The sequence below is a fragment of the Aeromonas sp. Marseille-Q7275 genome (assembly GCF_965119515.1).
Genome location: NZ_CBCPLW010000010.1, coordinates 170,263 through 187,092, shown reverse-complemented (window position 1 = coordinate 187,092; position 16,830 = coordinate 170,263). Strand labels below are relative to the sequence as shown.

The 16,830-nt window shown below is 60.1% G+C and carries 13 protein-coding genes; 5 read left to right on the top strand and 8 right to left on the bottom strand.

What is annotated here, in order from left to right; all coding sequences use genetic code 11:
* The first annotated feature begins 96 nt into the window (after positions 1–96).
* Positions 97–567, top strand: a complete 471-nt coding sequence (locus ACWPWQ_RS11800) for a CC0125/CC1285 family lipoprotein (protein WP_454009842.1) — start codon at positions 97–99, stop codon at positions 565–567.
* Positions 568–769: 202 nt separating this feature from the next.
* Positions 770–2,023: a dicarboxylate/amino acid:cation symporter gene (locus tag ACWPWQ_RS11795; RefSeq protein ID WP_265435922.1), complete on the top strand. Its 1,254-nt coding sequence runs from the start codon at positions 770–772 to the stop codon at positions 2,021–2,023.
* A gap of 55 nt (positions 2,024–2,078) precedes the next feature.
* Here the strand turns inward: ACWPWQ_RS11795 and ACWPWQ_RS11790 are convergent, their stop codons facing one another.
* On the bottom strand, positions 2,079–2,525 hold the full coding sequence (locus ACWPWQ_RS11790) for a methyltransferase family protein (RefSeq protein WP_247626726.1): 447 nt from the start codon (positions 2,523–2,525) through the stop codon (positions 2,079–2,081).
* A gap of 172 nt (positions 2,526–2,697) precedes the next feature.
* Between ACWPWQ_RS11790 and alr the strand changes: the two genes are divergently transcribed.
* Positions 2,698–3,924 (top strand): alanine racemase, encoded by a 1,227-nt coding sequence (alr, locus tag ACWPWQ_RS11785; RefSeq protein ID WP_205641504.1) that lies wholly within the window; start codon positions 2,698–2,700, stop codon positions 3,922–3,924.
* Between the two features lie 52 nt (positions 3,925–3,976).
* Here alr and ACWPWQ_RS11780 read toward each other — a convergent pair whose 3' ends face one another.
* From ACWPWQ_RS11780 to ACWPWQ_RS11750, 7 genes are all read right to left on the bottom strand, one after another.
* Positions 3,977–4,936 (bottom strand): TerC family protein, encoded by a 960-nt coding sequence (locus tag ACWPWQ_RS11780; protein WP_202045150.1) that lies wholly within the window; start codon positions 4,934–4,936, stop codon positions 3,977–3,979.
* A 302-nt stretch (positions 4,937–5,238) separates the two neighbouring features.
* Positions 5,239–6,234 carry a murein tripeptide/oligopeptide ABC transporter ATP binding protein OppF gene (oppF, locus tag ACWPWQ_RS11775; RefSeq protein WP_139434112.1) on the bottom strand — a complete coding sequence of 332 codons (996 nt, stop codon included), beginning with the start codon at positions 6,232–6,234 and terminating at the stop codon, positions 5,239–5,241.
* Positions 6,234–7,214 carry an ABC transporter ATP-binding protein gene (gene oppD / locus ACWPWQ_RS11770; protein ID WP_043129280.1) on the bottom strand — a complete coding sequence of 327 codons (981 nt, stop codon included), beginning with the start codon at positions 7,212–7,214 and terminating at the stop codon, positions 6,234–6,236. The genes oppF and oppD overlap by 1 nt, the downstream gene beginning before the upstream one ends.
* 111 nt (positions 7,215–7,325) lie before the next feature.
* Positions 7,326–8,237 (bottom strand): oligopeptide ABC transporter permease OppC, encoded by a 912-nt coding sequence (gene oppC, locus ACWPWQ_RS11765; protein WP_139434113.1) that lies wholly within the window; start codon positions 8,235–8,237, stop codon positions 7,326–7,328.
* Positions 8,238–8,251: 14 nt separating this feature from the next.
* Positions 8,252–9,172 (bottom strand): oligopeptide ABC transporter permease OppB, encoded by a 921-nt coding sequence (gene oppB / locus ACWPWQ_RS11760; protein WP_041205427.1) that lies wholly within the window; start codon positions 9,170–9,172, stop codon positions 8,252–8,254.
* A 96-nt stretch (positions 9,173–9,268) separates the two neighbouring features.
* The gene (locus ACWPWQ_RS11755; protein WP_139434114.1) at positions 9,269–10,888 is read right to left on the bottom strand and encodes an ABC transporter substrate-binding protein; all 1,620 of its coding nucleotides are present in this window, start codon (positions 10,886–10,888) and stop codon (positions 9,269–9,271) included.
* Between the two features lie 280 nt (positions 10,889–11,168).
* A complete protein-coding gene (locus ACWPWQ_RS11750) occupies positions 11,169–11,804 on the bottom strand; it encodes a YchE family NAAT transporter (RefSeq protein WP_162519108.1) in 636 nt (211 codons plus the stop codon).
* A gap of 908 nt (positions 11,805–12,712) precedes the next feature.
* Between ACWPWQ_RS11750 and adhE the strand changes: the two genes are divergently transcribed.
* A complete protein-coding gene (adhE, locus tag ACWPWQ_RS11745; protein ID WP_265435927.1) occupies positions 12,713–15,388 on the top strand; it encodes a bifunctional acetaldehyde-CoA/alcohol dehydrogenase in 2,676 nt (891 codons plus the stop codon).
* Positions 15,389–15,498: 110 nt separating this feature from the next.
* On the top strand, positions 15,499–16,734 hold the full coding sequence (locus ACWPWQ_RS11740) for an HD-GYP domain-containing protein (protein WP_454009841.1): 1,236 nt from the start codon (positions 15,499–15,501) through the stop codon (positions 16,732–16,734).
* Positions 16,735–16,830 lie beyond the last annotated feature (96 nt).

Sequence of the window (16,830 nt, the reverse complement as noted above, 5' to 3'; positions counted from 1 at the left end):
TTTCTTTTTGCCCCTCCGCGGCGGCGCCCAGGCCGGCGATTGTCTCGTGGGCTGTGTTGTGCTGTAGTGACACCCTCTTTGCCAAGGGCCGGCACCATGTCACCAAGCTCCCCCCTCTTGTTCGTCCTCGTCCTGTGCGGCTCGCTGCTGCTCGGCGGCTGCGCCACTTCCTATGACAGCGAGAAGTCCTTCTGGAACGGCCAGACAGGTTTCTCCCAGACCCGGCTCGGGGCGACCCGCTGGCAGCTGGAGTTTGTGGGCAACGATCTGGTGGACAGGGAGACGGCCCGCAAGTACGTGCTCAAGCGAGCGGGGGAGATGGCGCTGGCGCAGGGGTATGCCTGGGTGCAGGTGCAATCGCTGACCCTGTCGCGGGATGCGATCAGGATCACCCCGACCCGTCCCCGGTTCGGTTTCGATGAGTACGAACCCGACACCTTCATGGACGAGATGCAGGTAGAGCACCGCACCTCGGCACTGCTGATCTTCTCCCTGGGGAGAGCCCCATTGGACGACCAGAGCCTGGAAGCTATTTATCTGGCAAAGATGAAAATAAACAGTGATTAATATAATTAATTTACAAGATCTACATCACATACAACTAATTGCAACATAAAGTTCTGATATAAGTCGCTGGATTTCCCCTTCGTGATTAGGCATGCTGCCAGCATACCGGCTGTCAGGATTCCATGGCCCGGATCACAAAAACGGACTTAGGTGGTACCCTCCCCACCTGCACAGGCACTGCACATATCGAGACTGTCCCCCCATGAAAATGAACAAATTGACCGTTGCCATCCTCATTGCGATGTTGCTTGGCATTTTTACCGGGCAAGGCTATCGCCTGTTTGCCCCGGCCCAGGCCGCCACCTTTGCAAGTGACATCACCATACTGACCGACATTTTCCTGCGCCTCATCAAGATGATCATCGCCCCCCTGGTGTTCACTACCCTGGTGGTCGGCATCGCCAAGATGGGCGACACCCGCACCGTGGGCCGCATCGGCGCCAAGACACTGGGCTGGTTCATGCTGGCCTCCCTGATGTCACTGACCCTGGGGCTGGTGATGGTCCACCTGATGCAGCCCGGGGTCGGCCTCTCCCTCTCCCTGCCCGATGACGGCGCGAGCTCAGGGGTGGCCGCCACCGCCATCTCCCTCAAGGACTTCGTGACCCACGCCATCCCGAAAAGCGTGATCGAGGCCATGGCCACCAACGAGATCCTGCAGATCGTGGTCTTCTCCCTCTTCTTCGGGCTGGCCGCCGCCGCCCTGGGGGATGCCGCCAAACCCGTGGTCAAGCTGATGGCAAGCAGCGCCGAGATCATGCTGAAGGTGACCGGCTACGTGATGAACTTCGCCCCCTTCGCGGTGTTCGGCGCCATCGCCGCCATGGTCGCCAAGGAGGGGCTCGGCATCCTCGCCACCTATGGCACCTTCATGGCCCAGTTCTACCTGGCCCTGGCCTGCCTCTGGCTGCTGCTCATCGCCATGGGCAGCCTCTTCATCCGCCGCCGCATCCTGACCCTGCTGGCCATGATCCGCGAGCCCATATTGCTCGCCTTCTCCACCGCCAGCTCCGAGGCCGCCTATCCCAAGACCCTGGACAGGCTGGAGAAGTTCGGCTGCGACAAGCGCATCGCCAGCTTCGTGCTGCCCATGGGCTACTCCTTCAACCTGGACGGCTCCATGATGTACTGCACCTTCGCGGTGATGTTCATCGCCCAGGCCTATGGCATCGAGCTCAGCATGGCCCAGCAGATCACCATGCTGCTACTGCTGATGGTCACCTCCAAGGGGATGGCCGGGGTGCCGCGCGCCTCCCTGGTGGTGATCGCCGCCACCCTGAACCAGTTCCAGATCCCGGAGGCCGGCATACTGCTGCTGCTCGGCATAGACCACTTCCTGGACATGGGGCGCTCCGCCACCAACGTGCTGGGCAATGCCATCGCCGCCAGCGTGGTGGCCAAGACGGAAGACAGCCTGGGAGAGACCCAGACCGAGGGCGAACTCGCCAAGGCTTGAGTCAAGAAGACCCGGCAAAAGGCCCGCAACTGCGGGCCTTTTTTTCGTTTGGTGCTCAGCACCAGCGCCTCACTCGCCGGCAGTACTGCACATAGGGGATGCCGAAGCGGGCACGCAGGGCGCGCTCCTCCGGCAGGATCTGGAAGCGGGTGAGCCAGCCCAGCAACAGCAGCGGCCCGAGCCAGACCCAGGGGCCCCCGAGATAGCAGGCCAGCGCCAGCAACCAACACAGCAGCCCCAGGTACATGGGGTTGCGGCTGATGCGATAGACCCCCCGGGTCACCAGCACCCGGCTCTGCTGCAAGCGCACGGGATTGACCGTGGTGCGCTGACGGGCAAAGTGCAGCAAGGCCCCGCCGCCGAACACGGCGCCCACCAGCAGCAGGGCTCCTGCCAGGATCAGCAAGACGCCCCTCCCCCTGTCATCTCCGGCTCCCAGCCACATGGCGAGCGCGATGACGACAAACAGTAGCAAAGGTGGGATACGCAGCTCGAAACGCATATTTTCTTCCTGCAACAAGTGCCACGAATGGCGCCAATAAGATACACTCTCGCCGTCGTCAAATTATAAAAAATGGATAAATATCATCCACATACGAATAAATTCCCAGGCGACTAACGCTCGCGTCCACACCCGGACGCCCCCAACCTCAACAATAAGAAGGTATCATCCCATGCACAAGAAAACCCTGCTCGCGACCCTGGTCTTCGGGTTGCTCGCCGGCCAGGCCGTCGCCGCCCCCTATCTGCCCCTGGCCAGCGACACCCGCAACGGTCAGGAGCAGACCGCCGCCAACGCCTGGCTGGAGGTGGATTTGACCGCCTTCGAGCACAACATCCAGACCCTCAAGGATCGTCTCGGCGACAAGGGCCCGCAGATCTGCGCCATCATGAAGGCCGACGCCTACGGTCACGGCATCGATCTGCTGGTCCCCTCCGTGGTCAAGGCGGGCATTCCCTGCATCGGCATCGCCAGCAATGAAGAGGCCCGGGTGGCCCGCGAGAAGGGCTTCGAGGGCCGTCTGATGCGGGTCCGTGCCGCCACCCCGGCCGAAGTGGAGCAGGCCCTGCCCTACAAGCTGGAAGAGCTGGTGGGCAGCCTAGAGAGCGCCAAGGGGATCGCCGACATCGCCCAGCGCCACCATACCAACATTCCGGTGCACATAGGCCTGAACTCCGCCGGCATGAGCCGCAACGGCATCGACCTGCGCCAGGCGGACGCCAAGGAAGATGCCCTGGCCATGGTCAAGCTCAAGGGGATCACCCCGGTCGGCATCATGACCCACTTCCCGGTGGAAGAGAAAGAGGACGTCAAGCTGGGGCTGGCCCAGTTCAAGCTGGACTACCAGTGGCTGATCGAGGCGGGCAAGCTGGATCGCAGCAAGCTCACCATTCACGCCGCCAACTCCTTCGCCACCCTGGAAGTGCCGGAAGCCTACTTTGACATGGTACGCCCGGGCGGCATCATCTACGGCGACACCATCCCCTCCTACACCGAATACAAGAAGGTGATGGCGTTCAAGACCCAGGTCGCTTCGGTGAACCACTACCCGGCGGGCAACACAGTCGGCTATGACCGCACCTTCACCCTCAAGCGCGACTCCCTGCTCGCCAACCTGCCGCTGGGTTACTCCGACGGCTACCGCCGGGCGCTCAGCAACAAGGCCTATGTGCTGATCCAGGGCCAGAAGGTGCCCGTGGTGGGCAAGACCTCCATGAACACCATCATGGTGGACGTGACCGATCTCAAAGGGGTGAAACCCGGTGACGAGGTGGTGCTGTTCGGCCGTCAGGGTGAGGCCGAGGTGAAACAGGCGGATCTGGAGGAGTACAACGGCGCCCTGCTGGCGGACATGTACACCATCTGGGGCTACACCAACCCCAAGAAGATCAAGCGCTAAGCACGGATCTGATATGAAAAGGGCTCCCGAGGGAGCCCTTTTTTGCGGGTGCTTACACCGTCTTCTGATCGGTCACCTTCTTGCGGGTCACCCAGAGGCTGAGCCCCATGGAGGCCAGCAGGATCAGGGCCACCACGCCCAAGGCGATGCCGGTCGGTATCTTGAAGATGTCCAGCAGCAGCATCTTGACCCCGATGAACATCAGGATCAGCGCCAGACCGTATTTCAGCAGGGCGAAGCGCTCGGCGACGCCGGCCAGCAGGAAATACATGGCGCGCAGGCCCATGATGGCGAAGATGTTGGAGGTCAGCACGATGAAGGGATCCGTGGTCACCGCGAAGATGGCCGGGATGCTGTCCACCGCGAAGATGAGATCGCTCACCTCCACCAGCACCAGGATGAGCAGCAGCGGGGTGGCATAGCGCACACCGTCACGCCAGACGAAGAAGTTCTCCCCCTCCAGGGTCTCGGTCACCTTGAAGCGGCGACGCATCCAGCCCAGCAGCGGGTTGTTGGCGAGATCCGGCTCCTTGTCGGCGGCCCACAGCATCTTGACCCCGGTCAGCAGCAGGAAGGCGCCAAACAGGTAGAGGATCCAGTGGAACTGCTCGATGAGCCAGCTGCCCGCGAACACCATGCCGGCACGCATGACGATGGCACCCAGCACCCCGTAGAGCAGCACCCGGCGCTGCAGCTCGGCCGGAATGGCGAAGTAGCCAAACAGCATCAGCCAGACGAAGACGTTGTCCACCGCCAGCGCCTTCTCGATGAGGTAGCCGGTGAGGAACTCCAGCCCCTTCTCGTTGGCGATCTCACGCCCGGCACTGTGATCCAGCCAGAGCCAGATGGCCAGGTTGAACAGCAGGGCCACGCTGACCCAGATGAGGGACCAGATCCCCGCCTCTTTCAGGGACACCTTGTGCGCCTTGCCGCCACCGACAAAGCGGATGTCAATCCACAACAGGACCAGCACTATGCTGAAGAAACCGGTCCACATCCACCATTCACCCATTTTTCACTTCTCCCAAAACGACAAAACCCACGACCGAGAGGCGTGGGTTTGCGTTTGGAGCAGATACACCTTGCCTCTCGGCAAGGTCTCACTTACAGCCAATGTTCATCGACTGCCCGGCTGCCGGGTGCACTGCAGGATATGGGTGCACCGTAATGACGACAAACCGGCGAGAAGTTACTCCCCTTGTGCGGCGGATAGTAACAGCCTCCAAAGGTGGCGCCAAGGGGCATCTTCACCGCGAATGGAAATAATACGGGGCACCACCTGGGTGCCCCGCATGCTCATTCATGCCCTCGCCCTCAGAGCGGATCCACCTTGAGGCAGGAGACGGCGTGATCGAAGTTCCCCTCCAGCATGGGGCGGGTCTTGGCGCACTCGGGGCCCGCCACCGGGCAACGGGTACGGAACACGCAGCCGGACGGCGGGTTCATGGGGGATGGCAGATCCCCCTCCAGGATCTGGATCACCTTGTTGCGTTCCAGATCCGGATCCGGAATGGGCACGGCCGACATCAGCGCCTTGGTGTAGGGATGCAGGGGATTGGCGAAGATCTCCTGACGGGTGCCAAGCTCCACCGCGTTGCCCAGATACATCACCAGCACCCGATCCGAGATGTGTTTGACCACGGACAGGTCGTGGGCGATGAAGATGAGGGAGAGCCCCATCTCCTTTTGCAGAGACTTGAGCAGGTTCACCACCTGGGCCTGGATGGAGACATCCAGCGCCGAGACAGGCTCGTCGCAGATGATCATCTTGGGCTCCAGGATCAGCGCCCGGGCGATGCCGATGCGCTGGCACTGGCCGCCGGAGAACTCGTGGGGGTAGCGGTTCACCAGGTTGGGCAACAGCCCCACCTTGGTCATCATGGCCCGCACCTTCTCCTTCACCTGCTCCCTGGAGAGATTGGGATAGAAGGTGACCAGGGGCTCGGCGATGATGTCACCTATGGTCATGCGCGGGTTCAAGGAGGCCAGCGGGTCCTGGAAGATCATCTGGATCTCCTTGCGCTTCTCCCGCAGCGCCCCCTGCTCCAGCTTGGTCAGATCCTGGCCCAGCCACACCACCTTGCCGTCGGTGGCCGGTACCAGACCGATCAGGGCCCGGGCGAAGGTGGACTTGCCGCAACCGGACTCCCCCACTACCCCCAGGGTCTCCCCTTCGTAGAGGCGCAGGGTGACGCCATCCACCGCCTTCAGGGCGGAGGGCTTGGCCCAGGGCCAGGCCTTGTCACTCTTGATGCTGAAGTGAACCTTGAGGTCAGACACTTCCAGCAGCAGTTTCTTGTCAGTACCCATCAGTTCACCCCCTTGATCATGGCATCCGAAACCCAATGACAGGCCCTTGTCCGTCCGTCGCCGAAGGGGGTCAGGACGGGTGATTGCTGGCCGCAAATCTCGTGCGCCCGGTGGCAACGCTCCTGGAAGGGGCAGCCGGTGGGCAGACGCAGCAGGTTGGGCGGATTGCCCGGTATGGTGGGCAGCACTTCCCCCTCGGTATCGAGACGGGGAATGGCGCGCAGCAAGCCTTCGGTATAGGGGTGGCTCGGGCGATAGAAGATGTCGTTGACCCGGCCGTACTCCATGGTGCGACCGGCGTACATCACCAGCACCTTGTCACAGATGCCCGCCACCACGCCAAGGTCGTGGGTGATCATGACGATGGCGGTGTTGAACTCCCGCTTGAGCTCGTTCATCAGGGTCATGATCTGGGCCTGCACCGTCACGTCCAGCGCCGTGGTCGGCTCGTCGGCGATGAGCAGTTGCGGCCGGCACAGCAGCGCCATGGCGATCATCACCCGCTGGCGCATGCCGCCGGAGAACTCGTGCGGATACATGTTCATCCGCTTGCGCGACTCGGGGATCTTCACCGCGTCCAGCATGCGCACCGACTCCTCGAACGCCGCCGCCTTGCTCACCCCCTTGTGCAGCATCAGCACTTCCATCAGCTGATCCTTCACCTTCATATAGGGGTTCAGGGAGGTCATGGGGTCCTGGAAGATCATGGCGATCTTCTCGGAGCGGATCTTGTTGAGCTTGTGCTCCGGCAGATTCAGGATCTCGTCCCCCTGAAACTTGGCCGAGCCGGTAATGATGCCGTTCTTGGCGAGCAGCCCCATGATGGCAAAGGCCGTCTGGGACTTGCCTGAGCCTGACTCACCGACGATCCCCAGGGTCTCGCCGGCAGAGAGGGAGAAGTTGAGGTCGTTGACCGCCACCACATTGCCGTCCGGGGTCTTGAACTCGACCCGCAGATCTTTCACATCCAGTAATTTCATATCAGCACTCCTTATCGCGCTGTCGTGATGCCAGCCTGCCCATCCCCGTGAACGCAGTGCGTTCTCTGGACGGGTCTTATGGCCCCTTGGCGTCTTGCCTGTCCCTTGGTGTCAGCGATCCTTTGGATCCAGGGCATCACGCAGACCATCCCCGAGGAAGTTGAAGCAGAACAGGGTCACCACCATGAAACCGGCGGGGAACAGGAGTTGCCAGATGGCCACTTCCATCGACTTGGAGCCTTCATCCAGCAGGGCACCCCAGCTGGTCATGGGCTCTTGCACACCCAGCCCCAGGAAGCTCAGGAAGGATTCGAACATGATCATCCCGGGCACCAGCAGGGTGGCGTAAACCGCCACTATCCCGAGCACGTTGGGCACGATATGGCGGGTGATGATCTTCCACTTGGAGACGCCGCAGACGTGGGCCGCCTCGATGAACTCCTTGCTCTTGAGGCTCAGGGTCTGGCCTCGCACTATCCGTGCCATGTCGAGCCAGCTCACCGCGCCTATGGCGAGGAAGATGAGGGCCAGGTTGCGACCGAAGAAGGTCACCAGCATGATGACGAAGAACATGAAGGGGAAGGCGTTGAGGATCTCGAGCACCCGCATCATCAGGCTGTCGACCCGCCCGCCGATGAAGCCGGAGGCGGCGCCGTACAGGGTGCCGATGATGACGGCCACCAGGGCCCCCATGATGCCGACCATGAGGGAGATGCGGCCACCCAGCAGGGTGCGCACGAACAAGTCGCGCCCCAGGCTGTCGGTGCCGAACCAGTGCCCCGTCTCCATGTCAGGGGCGGCCTGCATGGCTCCCCAGTCCGGATCGTCGAAGGTGTATTGGGAGAGATGCGGCCCGACGATCACCGCCAGACCAATGATGGTCAGGATGATGAGGCTGGTCAGGGCCGCCTTGTTGCGCAGGAAACGGCGACGGGCATCCTTCCACAGGGAGCGTCCTTCCACCACTTCCACTTTCTGGGCGAACGCCTCGACGGCTTCGCGCTTTTCAGTTGTGACTACCATGATGTACTCCCGGCTTAGTAACGGATCTTGGGATCGATGACGGCATAGAGAATATCGACCACGGCGTTAAAGGTGATGGTGAGGGCGCCGACCAGTATGGTCAGGCCGAGCACCATGGAGTAATCACGGTTGAGGGCACCGTTGACGAACAGCTGGCCAATCCCCGGCAGGCCGAAGATGGTCTCGATGACCACGGAGCCGGTGATGATGCCCACGAACGCCGGGCCCAGGTAGGAGACCACCGGCAGCATGGCCGGACGCAGCGCGTGTCTCAGGATGATATGGCGCAGCGGCAGCCCCTTGGCGCGGGCGGTACGGATGAAGTTGGAGTTCATGGTCTCGATCATGCTGCCACGCATGATGCGGGAGATGGCGGAGATGTAGTACATCATCATGCCGAACACCGGCAGCACCATGAACTGCACCCCGCCCCCCTGCCAGCCTCCCGCCGGGAACCAGCCCAGGTAGATACTGAAGAAGAGCACCAGCAAGGGTGCCAGCACGAAGCCGGGTATCACCACCCCGGCCATGGCCGACGACATCAGCAGATAGTCGATGAGGGTGTTCTGTTTCAAGGCCGCAATGGTGCCGAACGTGACTCCCAGCGTCACCGCCAGCAGGAAGGCGACCGAGCCAATCTTGGCGGAGACCGGCAGCGCCTGGCTCACCAGATCGTTGACGGTGAAATCCTTGTATTTGAAGGAGGGCCCCAGATCCCCCTGGACCAGATTGCCCAGATAGGTGAGGTATTGCACGCCTATGGGCTTGTCCAGGCCATATTTGGCCTCGATGTTGGCAAGCACTTCCGGCGGCAGGGCGCGTTCGCTGGTAAAGGGGTTACCCGGCGCGAAACGCATCATGAAGAAGGAGACGGTGATCAAGACCAGCAGAGTCGGGATCGCTTCCAGTAGACGTTTAAGGATGAATTTCAACATAGACATTTCCTGTCCTGTACTGCTTCCAAAGGGTCGCGGTTGTAATAAAGGCCCGCCGTCCGGCGGGCCTGCTTGTTATGCGACTTGTTTCTTTACTCAGTGAGCAATGATGTACATGTCTTTGCTGTAGAGGTTGTCCAGCGGGTTGGCCGGGTAGCCGCCCACATAGGGCTTGACCATGCGGGAGGTCACGTACTGATAGATGGGGGCGATCGGCATGTCCTTGGCCAGGATATCTTCGGCCTGGACATAGAGCTTGTTGCGCGCATCCGCATCCACCTGATTGCGGGACTCGCTCATCAGCTTGTCAAAGGCGGTGTTGGAGTACTTGCCGTCGTTGTTGCCGTGGGTGGTCTGCATCAGATCCAGCATGGAGGAGGCTTCGTTGTAGTCCGCAATCCAGCCGGCGCGACCCACGTCGAAGTTACCCTGCTTCTTGGTTTCCAGGTAGGTCTTCCACTCCTGGTTCACCAGGCTCACCTGCACGCCCAGCTTCTTCCACATGGAGGCGACGGCCACGGCCACCTTCTTGTGGTTGTCGTCTGTGTTGTAGAGCAGCTCGAACTTGAGCGGCTTGCCCGGGCCGTAACCGGCCTCGGTCAACAGCTCTTTCGCCTTGGCGTCACGCTCGGCCTGGGTCAGCTTGGACCAGGCCGGGGCCACCGGCTTGAAGCCATCCACAAAGTCAGGAACCAGGGTGTAACCCGGGGTCTCGCCCTTGCCCATCACCTTGTCGGCGATCACGTTGCGATCGATGGCATAGGAGAGCGCGGTACGCACCCGCACGTCGTCAAACGGCTTGTGCTTGAAGTTGTACTGGTAGTAGTAGGTGCCCACATAGCCGCTCACCTGCACCTCGTTCGGGTGCTCCTTCTTCATCTGCTTGAAGCGCTCGATGGGCATGTTGTAGGTGAGATCGACTTCACCGGCCAGGTAGCGGTTCAGCTCGGCGTTGGTGGACTGGATGGGCAGGTAGGTGACCTTCTCGATCACTGTCTTGGCGTTGTTCCAGTAGCTGGGGTTGCGCTCGACGTCGACGCGCTCGTTGACCACCCAATCCTTCAGCACATAGGCGCCGTTGGAAACCATGTTGCCGGGCTGGGTCCACTTGTCGCCAAACTTCTCGACCACTTTCTTCGGCACCGGGTAGGTGGTGGTGTGGGAGAGCATGCTGACGAAGTAAGGCACCGCCTTCTCCAGCTGGACTTCGAAGGTGTAGTCGTCGCTGGCTTTCACACCCAGGGTGTCGGCCGGTTTCTTGCCACCAATGATGTCGGTAGCGTTGACTATGGTCGGGATCTCCATGTACCAAGAGTAAGGAGAAGCCGTCTTGGGATCCACCGCGCGCTGGAAGGCGAAGACGAAATCATGGGCGGTGACCGGATCCCCGTTGGACCACTTGGCATCTTTGCGCAGGTGGAACACGAAGTGTTTGTTGTCCTTGGTTTCCCAGGACTCGGCGACGCCGGGCAGGGTTTCACCCTTGGGGCCTGAGGTGACGAGACCCTCGAACAGATCGCGCAGAATATTGGATTCAACCGTTCCTTCGGTCTTGTGCGGATCCAGGGTGGCTGGCTCTGAGCCATTGCCTTTCACCAGAGTCTGCTCGGGGGCGAGCTTGGTGCCGGCGGGGACGTCGGCGGCCTGGGCCAGGGTGGCGCCACCAAAGAGTGCGGTCAATAAAAGGGTATTAATAATTGTTTTTCTATGAGTCATTTCCATACTCCAACAAGAACATTCCATGCATTTGTCCATTCACGAGATAAAAATCCCGCTGCCCGCATAATTCCCTGACAATTCTGATAATGCAACAGATATCATCAGGTGGGGGCGGCTTTGGCGGTCAAAAAAACAGCTTTAAACCATTTATTCAGCATTTAAATATCGTGCGATGGGCGTTTTTTATACAAAGCCGCTCGATTCTAGGAAATGACTAACAAAAAAGAAACAATAAAAAGCCGGTCACGAGGACCGGCTCCGACAAAACAGACCTGAATCACATCAATCCGGGAAAGACTCCCTTGATCCCTGCCACCATGATCTCGATGCCAAGAGACATCATGATGAGACCCATGATCCGGGTCACCACGTTGATGCCGGTGTTGCCCATCAGCTTGAACAGCAGAGGGGCGGCACGGAAGATGAGCCAGGAGCAGTAGGCAAAGGCCATCACCACCACGAACATGCCCATCAGCTCTGGCAGGGTCTTCTGGCTGGCATAGACGATGGAGGATGAGATGGCCCCGGGGCCGGCCATCAGCGGCAGCGCCAGCGGCACCACGGCGATGGATTCGCGTGCGGCCAGTTCACCCTTCTCCTGCTTGTTGTGCTTCACCTCCCCCAGCTTGCCCTGCAACATGGACCAGGCGATCAGGGTGATGAGCGAACCGCCGGCAATGCGGAACGAGGCGAGCGAGATGCCGAAACCGTCGAGGATCAGCTGCCCCATGCACATGGAGACCATGAGGATGATCATCACGGCAATATGGGCCGTGGTGTTGGTCTTCCTGCGCTCATCCGGCTGCATGTGGCCCGTCAGGCTCACAAAGACCGGCAACAGACCCAGCGGGTTGATGATCGCAAACAGGCCAACGAAAAATTTCAGGTATAAAGAGAAGTCAATTGCTGCCATAAGCGCCATCCAGAACCAATTCGGGCCACTGAGGGCCATCCCCGTCAAACTGCGCGTAAATTTACACCATGATATTTCCCTTCTCCAATCAAATAATCTCACCCTTTCCGGAGCTTTTCAGTTAGTTCCTCTAATGAATCGACAAAAATCAACATATCGAGTTGTTAACCGTCATGGAGGCCATTTAACACGCTTGCAAAGTGTGGCGGCGTTTTATGTCGAAACTCCCTCTCATCACCATATTTCCCTTCAGGAAAGCGTCATTTTCATGGATTGATCTGGAGGACCCCAGGGGATAACCCCTATTCACCTCCACAGCGCGCCCCAGGCTGGCACCCTATCTTCACCCCGATCTGCCCGGGGCGGCCATGCAGCAAGCCGTGCCCCCCGCACAGGCGTCGCCATGGGATTTGCCGAACACAGCCTAAAGTCCGGCGCAAAGGCCCGGCGCTGGATGAAAACAACCACCATTTTTTCCAACAGAAATGAAACGCCGGCCTCTCTATCAGGGCGAGAGGCTTGCAAGGGCCGCCACCAGGACTGGCCTCACCGCCCTCCTTGCCAGCGGCGAAACAGCGGCGAAACAGCGGGAGGATGTGAGGCAACGGTTTGATACCTGGCGCAAAAATGGCTGTTCACCTCGTGTTCATCCCCCCGGCGCTCTACTCTACAAATACGTAACATCTGGCCGACCGGGATGGTGAAACAAAATTTCTTTTGTTCTTTTGTTACATATGATCCAGATCAATCTTTTCTGACACATCCCGGCTCTATAATCGAGCCAGAAAACAATTTAGTAAGGCATGTAAATACCCCGTTATGGTGATTCTCTCCTTGACAGGGCGGCTATAATTGCCGGGCATTGCCAAGGTCTTACTAAACAGTTTTCAAATCATCAGGAGATAAACATGGCAGTAACCAATTTGGCTGAACTGGATGCACTGGTTGCCCGCGTCAAAGAAGCCCAGCGTGAATTCGCCAGCTTCTCGCAAGAGCAGGTAGACAAGGTCTTCCGCGCCGCCGCCCTGGCCGCCAGCAACGCCCGTATTCCCCTGGCCCAGATGGCAGTGGCTGAGTCCGGCATGGGCATCATCGAAGACAAGGTCATCAAAAACCACTTCGCCTCCGAATACATCTATAACGCTTACAAAGACGAGAAGACCTGCGGCATCCTGAGCCAGGACGACGAGATGGGCACCATCACCATCGCCGAGCCGGTAGGCATCATCTGCGGTATAGTGCCGACCACCAACCCGACTTCCACTGCTATCTTCAAGGCCCTCATCTCCCTGAAGACCCGCAACGCCATCATCTTCTCCCCGCACCCCCGCGCCAAGAACTCCACCAATACCGCTGCCAAGCTGGTACTGGATGCAGCCATCGCCGCCGGTGCCCCGAAGAACATCATCGGCTGGATCGACCAACCGTCCGTCGAGCTCTCCAACGCGCTGATGAAGCACAACGACATCAACCTGATCCTGGCCACCGGTGGCCCGGGCATGGTGAAGGCCGCCTACTCCTCAGGCAAGCCCGCCATCGGTGTGGGCGCCGGTAACGTACCCATCGTTATCGACGAAACCGCCGACATCAAGCGTGCCGTCGCCTCCATCCTGATGTCCAAGACCTTCGACAACGGCGTGGTCTGTGCGTCCGAGCAGGCCGTCATCGTGGTCGACTCCATCTACAACCAGGTCAAGGAGCGTTTCGCGACTCACGCCGGCTACATCCTCTCCAAGGACGAAGCCGACAAGGTGCGTAAGGTGCTGCTGATCAACGGCGCCCTGAACGCCGACATCGTGGGCCAGCCCGCCACCAAGATCGCCGCCATGGCCGGTGTGACAGTGCCTGCCACCACCAAGATCCTCATCGGTGAAGGTCTGGAGCTCTGCGCAGAGGACGAGTTCGCTCACGAGAAGCTCTCCCCGACCCTGGGTATGTTCCGCGCCAAGAACTTCGAAGAAGCCGTCGAAATGGCCTGCGACATGGTCAACATCGGTGGTATCGGCCACACCTCCGGCCTCTACACCGACCAGGATCGCAACGCCGACCGCATCAAGTACTTCGGCGACAAGATGAAGACTGCCCGTATCCTGATCAACACCCCCTCCACCCAGGGCGGTATCGGTGACCTGTACAACTTCGCTCTCGCCCCGTCCCTGACCCTGGGTTGCGGCTCCTGGAGTGGTAACTCCATCTCCGAGAACGTCGGTCCCAAGCACCTGATCAACAAGAAGACAGTCGCAAAACGGGCAGAAAATATGCTGTGGCACAAACTTCCGAAATCCATCTACTTCCGTCGTGGTTCCCTGCCGATCGCCCTGGGCGACCTGGAAGGCAAGAAGCGCGCCATGGTGGTCACCGACCGTTTCCTGTTCAACAACGGCTATGCCGATGAAGTGGTTCGTCTGCTCAAGAAGCTGAACATGGAAGTGGAAATCTTCTACGAAGTGGAAGCCGACCCCACCCTGTCCGTGGTTCGCAAGGGCGCCGAGATGGCGAACTCCTTCAAGCCGGATGTGATCGTCGCCCTGGGCGGTGGTTCACCCATGGATGCCGCCAAGATCATGTGGGTCATGTACGAGCACCCGGACACCGCGTTCGAAGACCTGGCCATGCGCTTCATGGACATCCGCAAGCGTATCTACAAGTTCCCGAAAATGGGCGTGAAGGCCGAACTGGTCTGTATCACCACCACTTCCGGTACCGGTTCTGAAGTGACCCCGTTTGCGGTCGTGACCGACGACGCCACCGGCATGAAGTACCCGCTGGCCGACTACGAGCTGACCCCGAACATGGCCATCGTCGATGCCAACCTGGTCATGGGTATGCCGAAATCCCTGTGTGCCTTCGGCGGTATCGATGCCGTGACCCACGCCATGGAAGCCTATGTCTCCGTGCTGGCCAACGAATACTCCGACGGTCAGGCGCTGCAAGCCCTGAAACTGCTGAAAGAGTATCTGCCCTCCAGCTACCAGAACGGTGCCAACGACCCGGTTGCCCGCGAGAAGGTGCACAACGCCGCGACCATCGCCGGTATCGCGTTCGCCAACGCCTTCCTGGGTGTGTGTCACTCCATGGCCCACAAGCTGGGTGCCGAGTTCCACATCCCCCACGGCCTGGCCAACGCCCTGCTGATCAGCAACGTCATCCGCTACAACGCGAACGACAACCCGACCAAGCAGACCGCGTTCTCCCAATACGACCGTCCGCAGGCTCGTCGTCGCTACGCCGAAGTGGCCGACCATCTGGGTCTGACTGCCGCCGGTGACCGCACCGCGGCCAAGATCGAGAAGCTGCTGACCTGGCTGGACGAGCTGAAAGCAACTCTGGGGATCCCGGCCTCCATCCGTGAAGCCGGCGTGAACGAGACCGACTTCCTGGCCAAGGTTGACCAGCTGGCCCTGGAAGCCTTCGATGACCAGTGCACCGGCGCCAACCCGCGCTACCCGCTGATCACCGAGCTCAAAGCCATACTGATGGACACCTACTACGGCCGTCCCTTCACCGAGGAAGCTCAGGTAGCGACCAAGGTTGAGGCCAAAGTCGACGCCAAGGTAGACAGCAAGAAAAAATCCAAGGCCTGATAACCGGCCAGGATGACAAGAGCCCGCGCACATGCGCGGGCTTTTTTGTTTGTCTATCTGTTTAATTTTGCTAGCTTGTTGATAGGCAAATTCGACAGAAGAGTGAGTCTATGGCGCTGATCCAGGCCTCCATCGAGCAGTTGAGAGTCGGCCACTACATCCATCTCCCCACGGGATGGACCAGCCACCCTTTCATGTTCAACGCCTTCAAGATCAAGGACCAGCAGCAGCTCGAGATCATCCGCCACCTCGACCTCACCCTGCTGATGGTGGATCCCGATAAGAGCGATCTCCCCGTCGAGCCCCTGCTGCGGGCCGAGCCGACCCCTTCGCCCGATCTCGGGGCTGCGCAAGATGCCTCCGCCCTCCCGACCGAACCCGCATTCGACGAAAAGGCCTTTCGCCGTTCCCTGCGCACCGCCGACAAGGCATTCGGCCAATCCCTGTCAGATCTTCGGGATGCCCTCGGCGCCCTCAATCTCAAGCCGGACGAGGGACTGGCCAATACCGCCCAGATGGTGCGCACCGTCGCCGCCCGCCTCGCCGACCACCAGGGGCCCCTGGGCCTGCACCTCATCCGCAGCCAGCACACGGACATCCTGCTGCAACACAGCCTGAGCGTGGCCTTCATCGCCATGCTGATGGCAAGGGAGCTCGGCATGAGCCATATCGAGATCGAGGAGGCGGGGCTGGCCGGCCTGCTGCACGATATCGGCGAGCTCAGGATCCCGAGCCAGATCACCCAGAAGCGGGGAGAGCTCAGCCGCGCCGAGCAGAATTTTCTCAACATGCATCCCCAGTACGGGCTGGAGATGCTCAATCAGTGGCAGGCCTTCGAACCCAGGATCCGCGAAGTTGCCCACCTCCATCACGAGCGGCTGGACGGCAGCGGCTTTCCCCTCGGCATCCAGGGGGACAGGATCCCTCCCCTCGCCCGCCTCATCGGCCTGGTGGACTATTACGACGAGCTGCTGCACCCGCGCAGCGGCCTCCACCCGGCGGGGCCGAGTCAGGCCATCGGCCAGCTCTACAAGTTGTCCCAGAAGAGATTCGATCAAGATCTGGTCAGATTGTTGATAAAGGTGCTGGGGGTCTATCCGCCCGGATCCCTGGTACGCCTGGAGGATGATACGGTGGCATTGGTGCTCTCGACAGAGCCCAGCATGCCCCTCAAACCCAAGGTACAACCCTATATCAGGGGACAGCGCCCGGAAGCCGTGGCCATGATGGATCTGCGGGAAGATGGGAGAAGCATCATAGCCACCCTCAGGCAGGAGGAGCTGGATGAGGGGCAACGGCCGTTTTTCAACCTGGGCCGACGCGTCTGCTACTATTTCGCCTTCTGAGTTATCCCCAGAAGCTGGGGATAACTCATTGGACAAACCTGAATAATTGCTCGAGCCCCCTCAAAATCGTCCGCCATTGGAGCTGGATAAAAAACG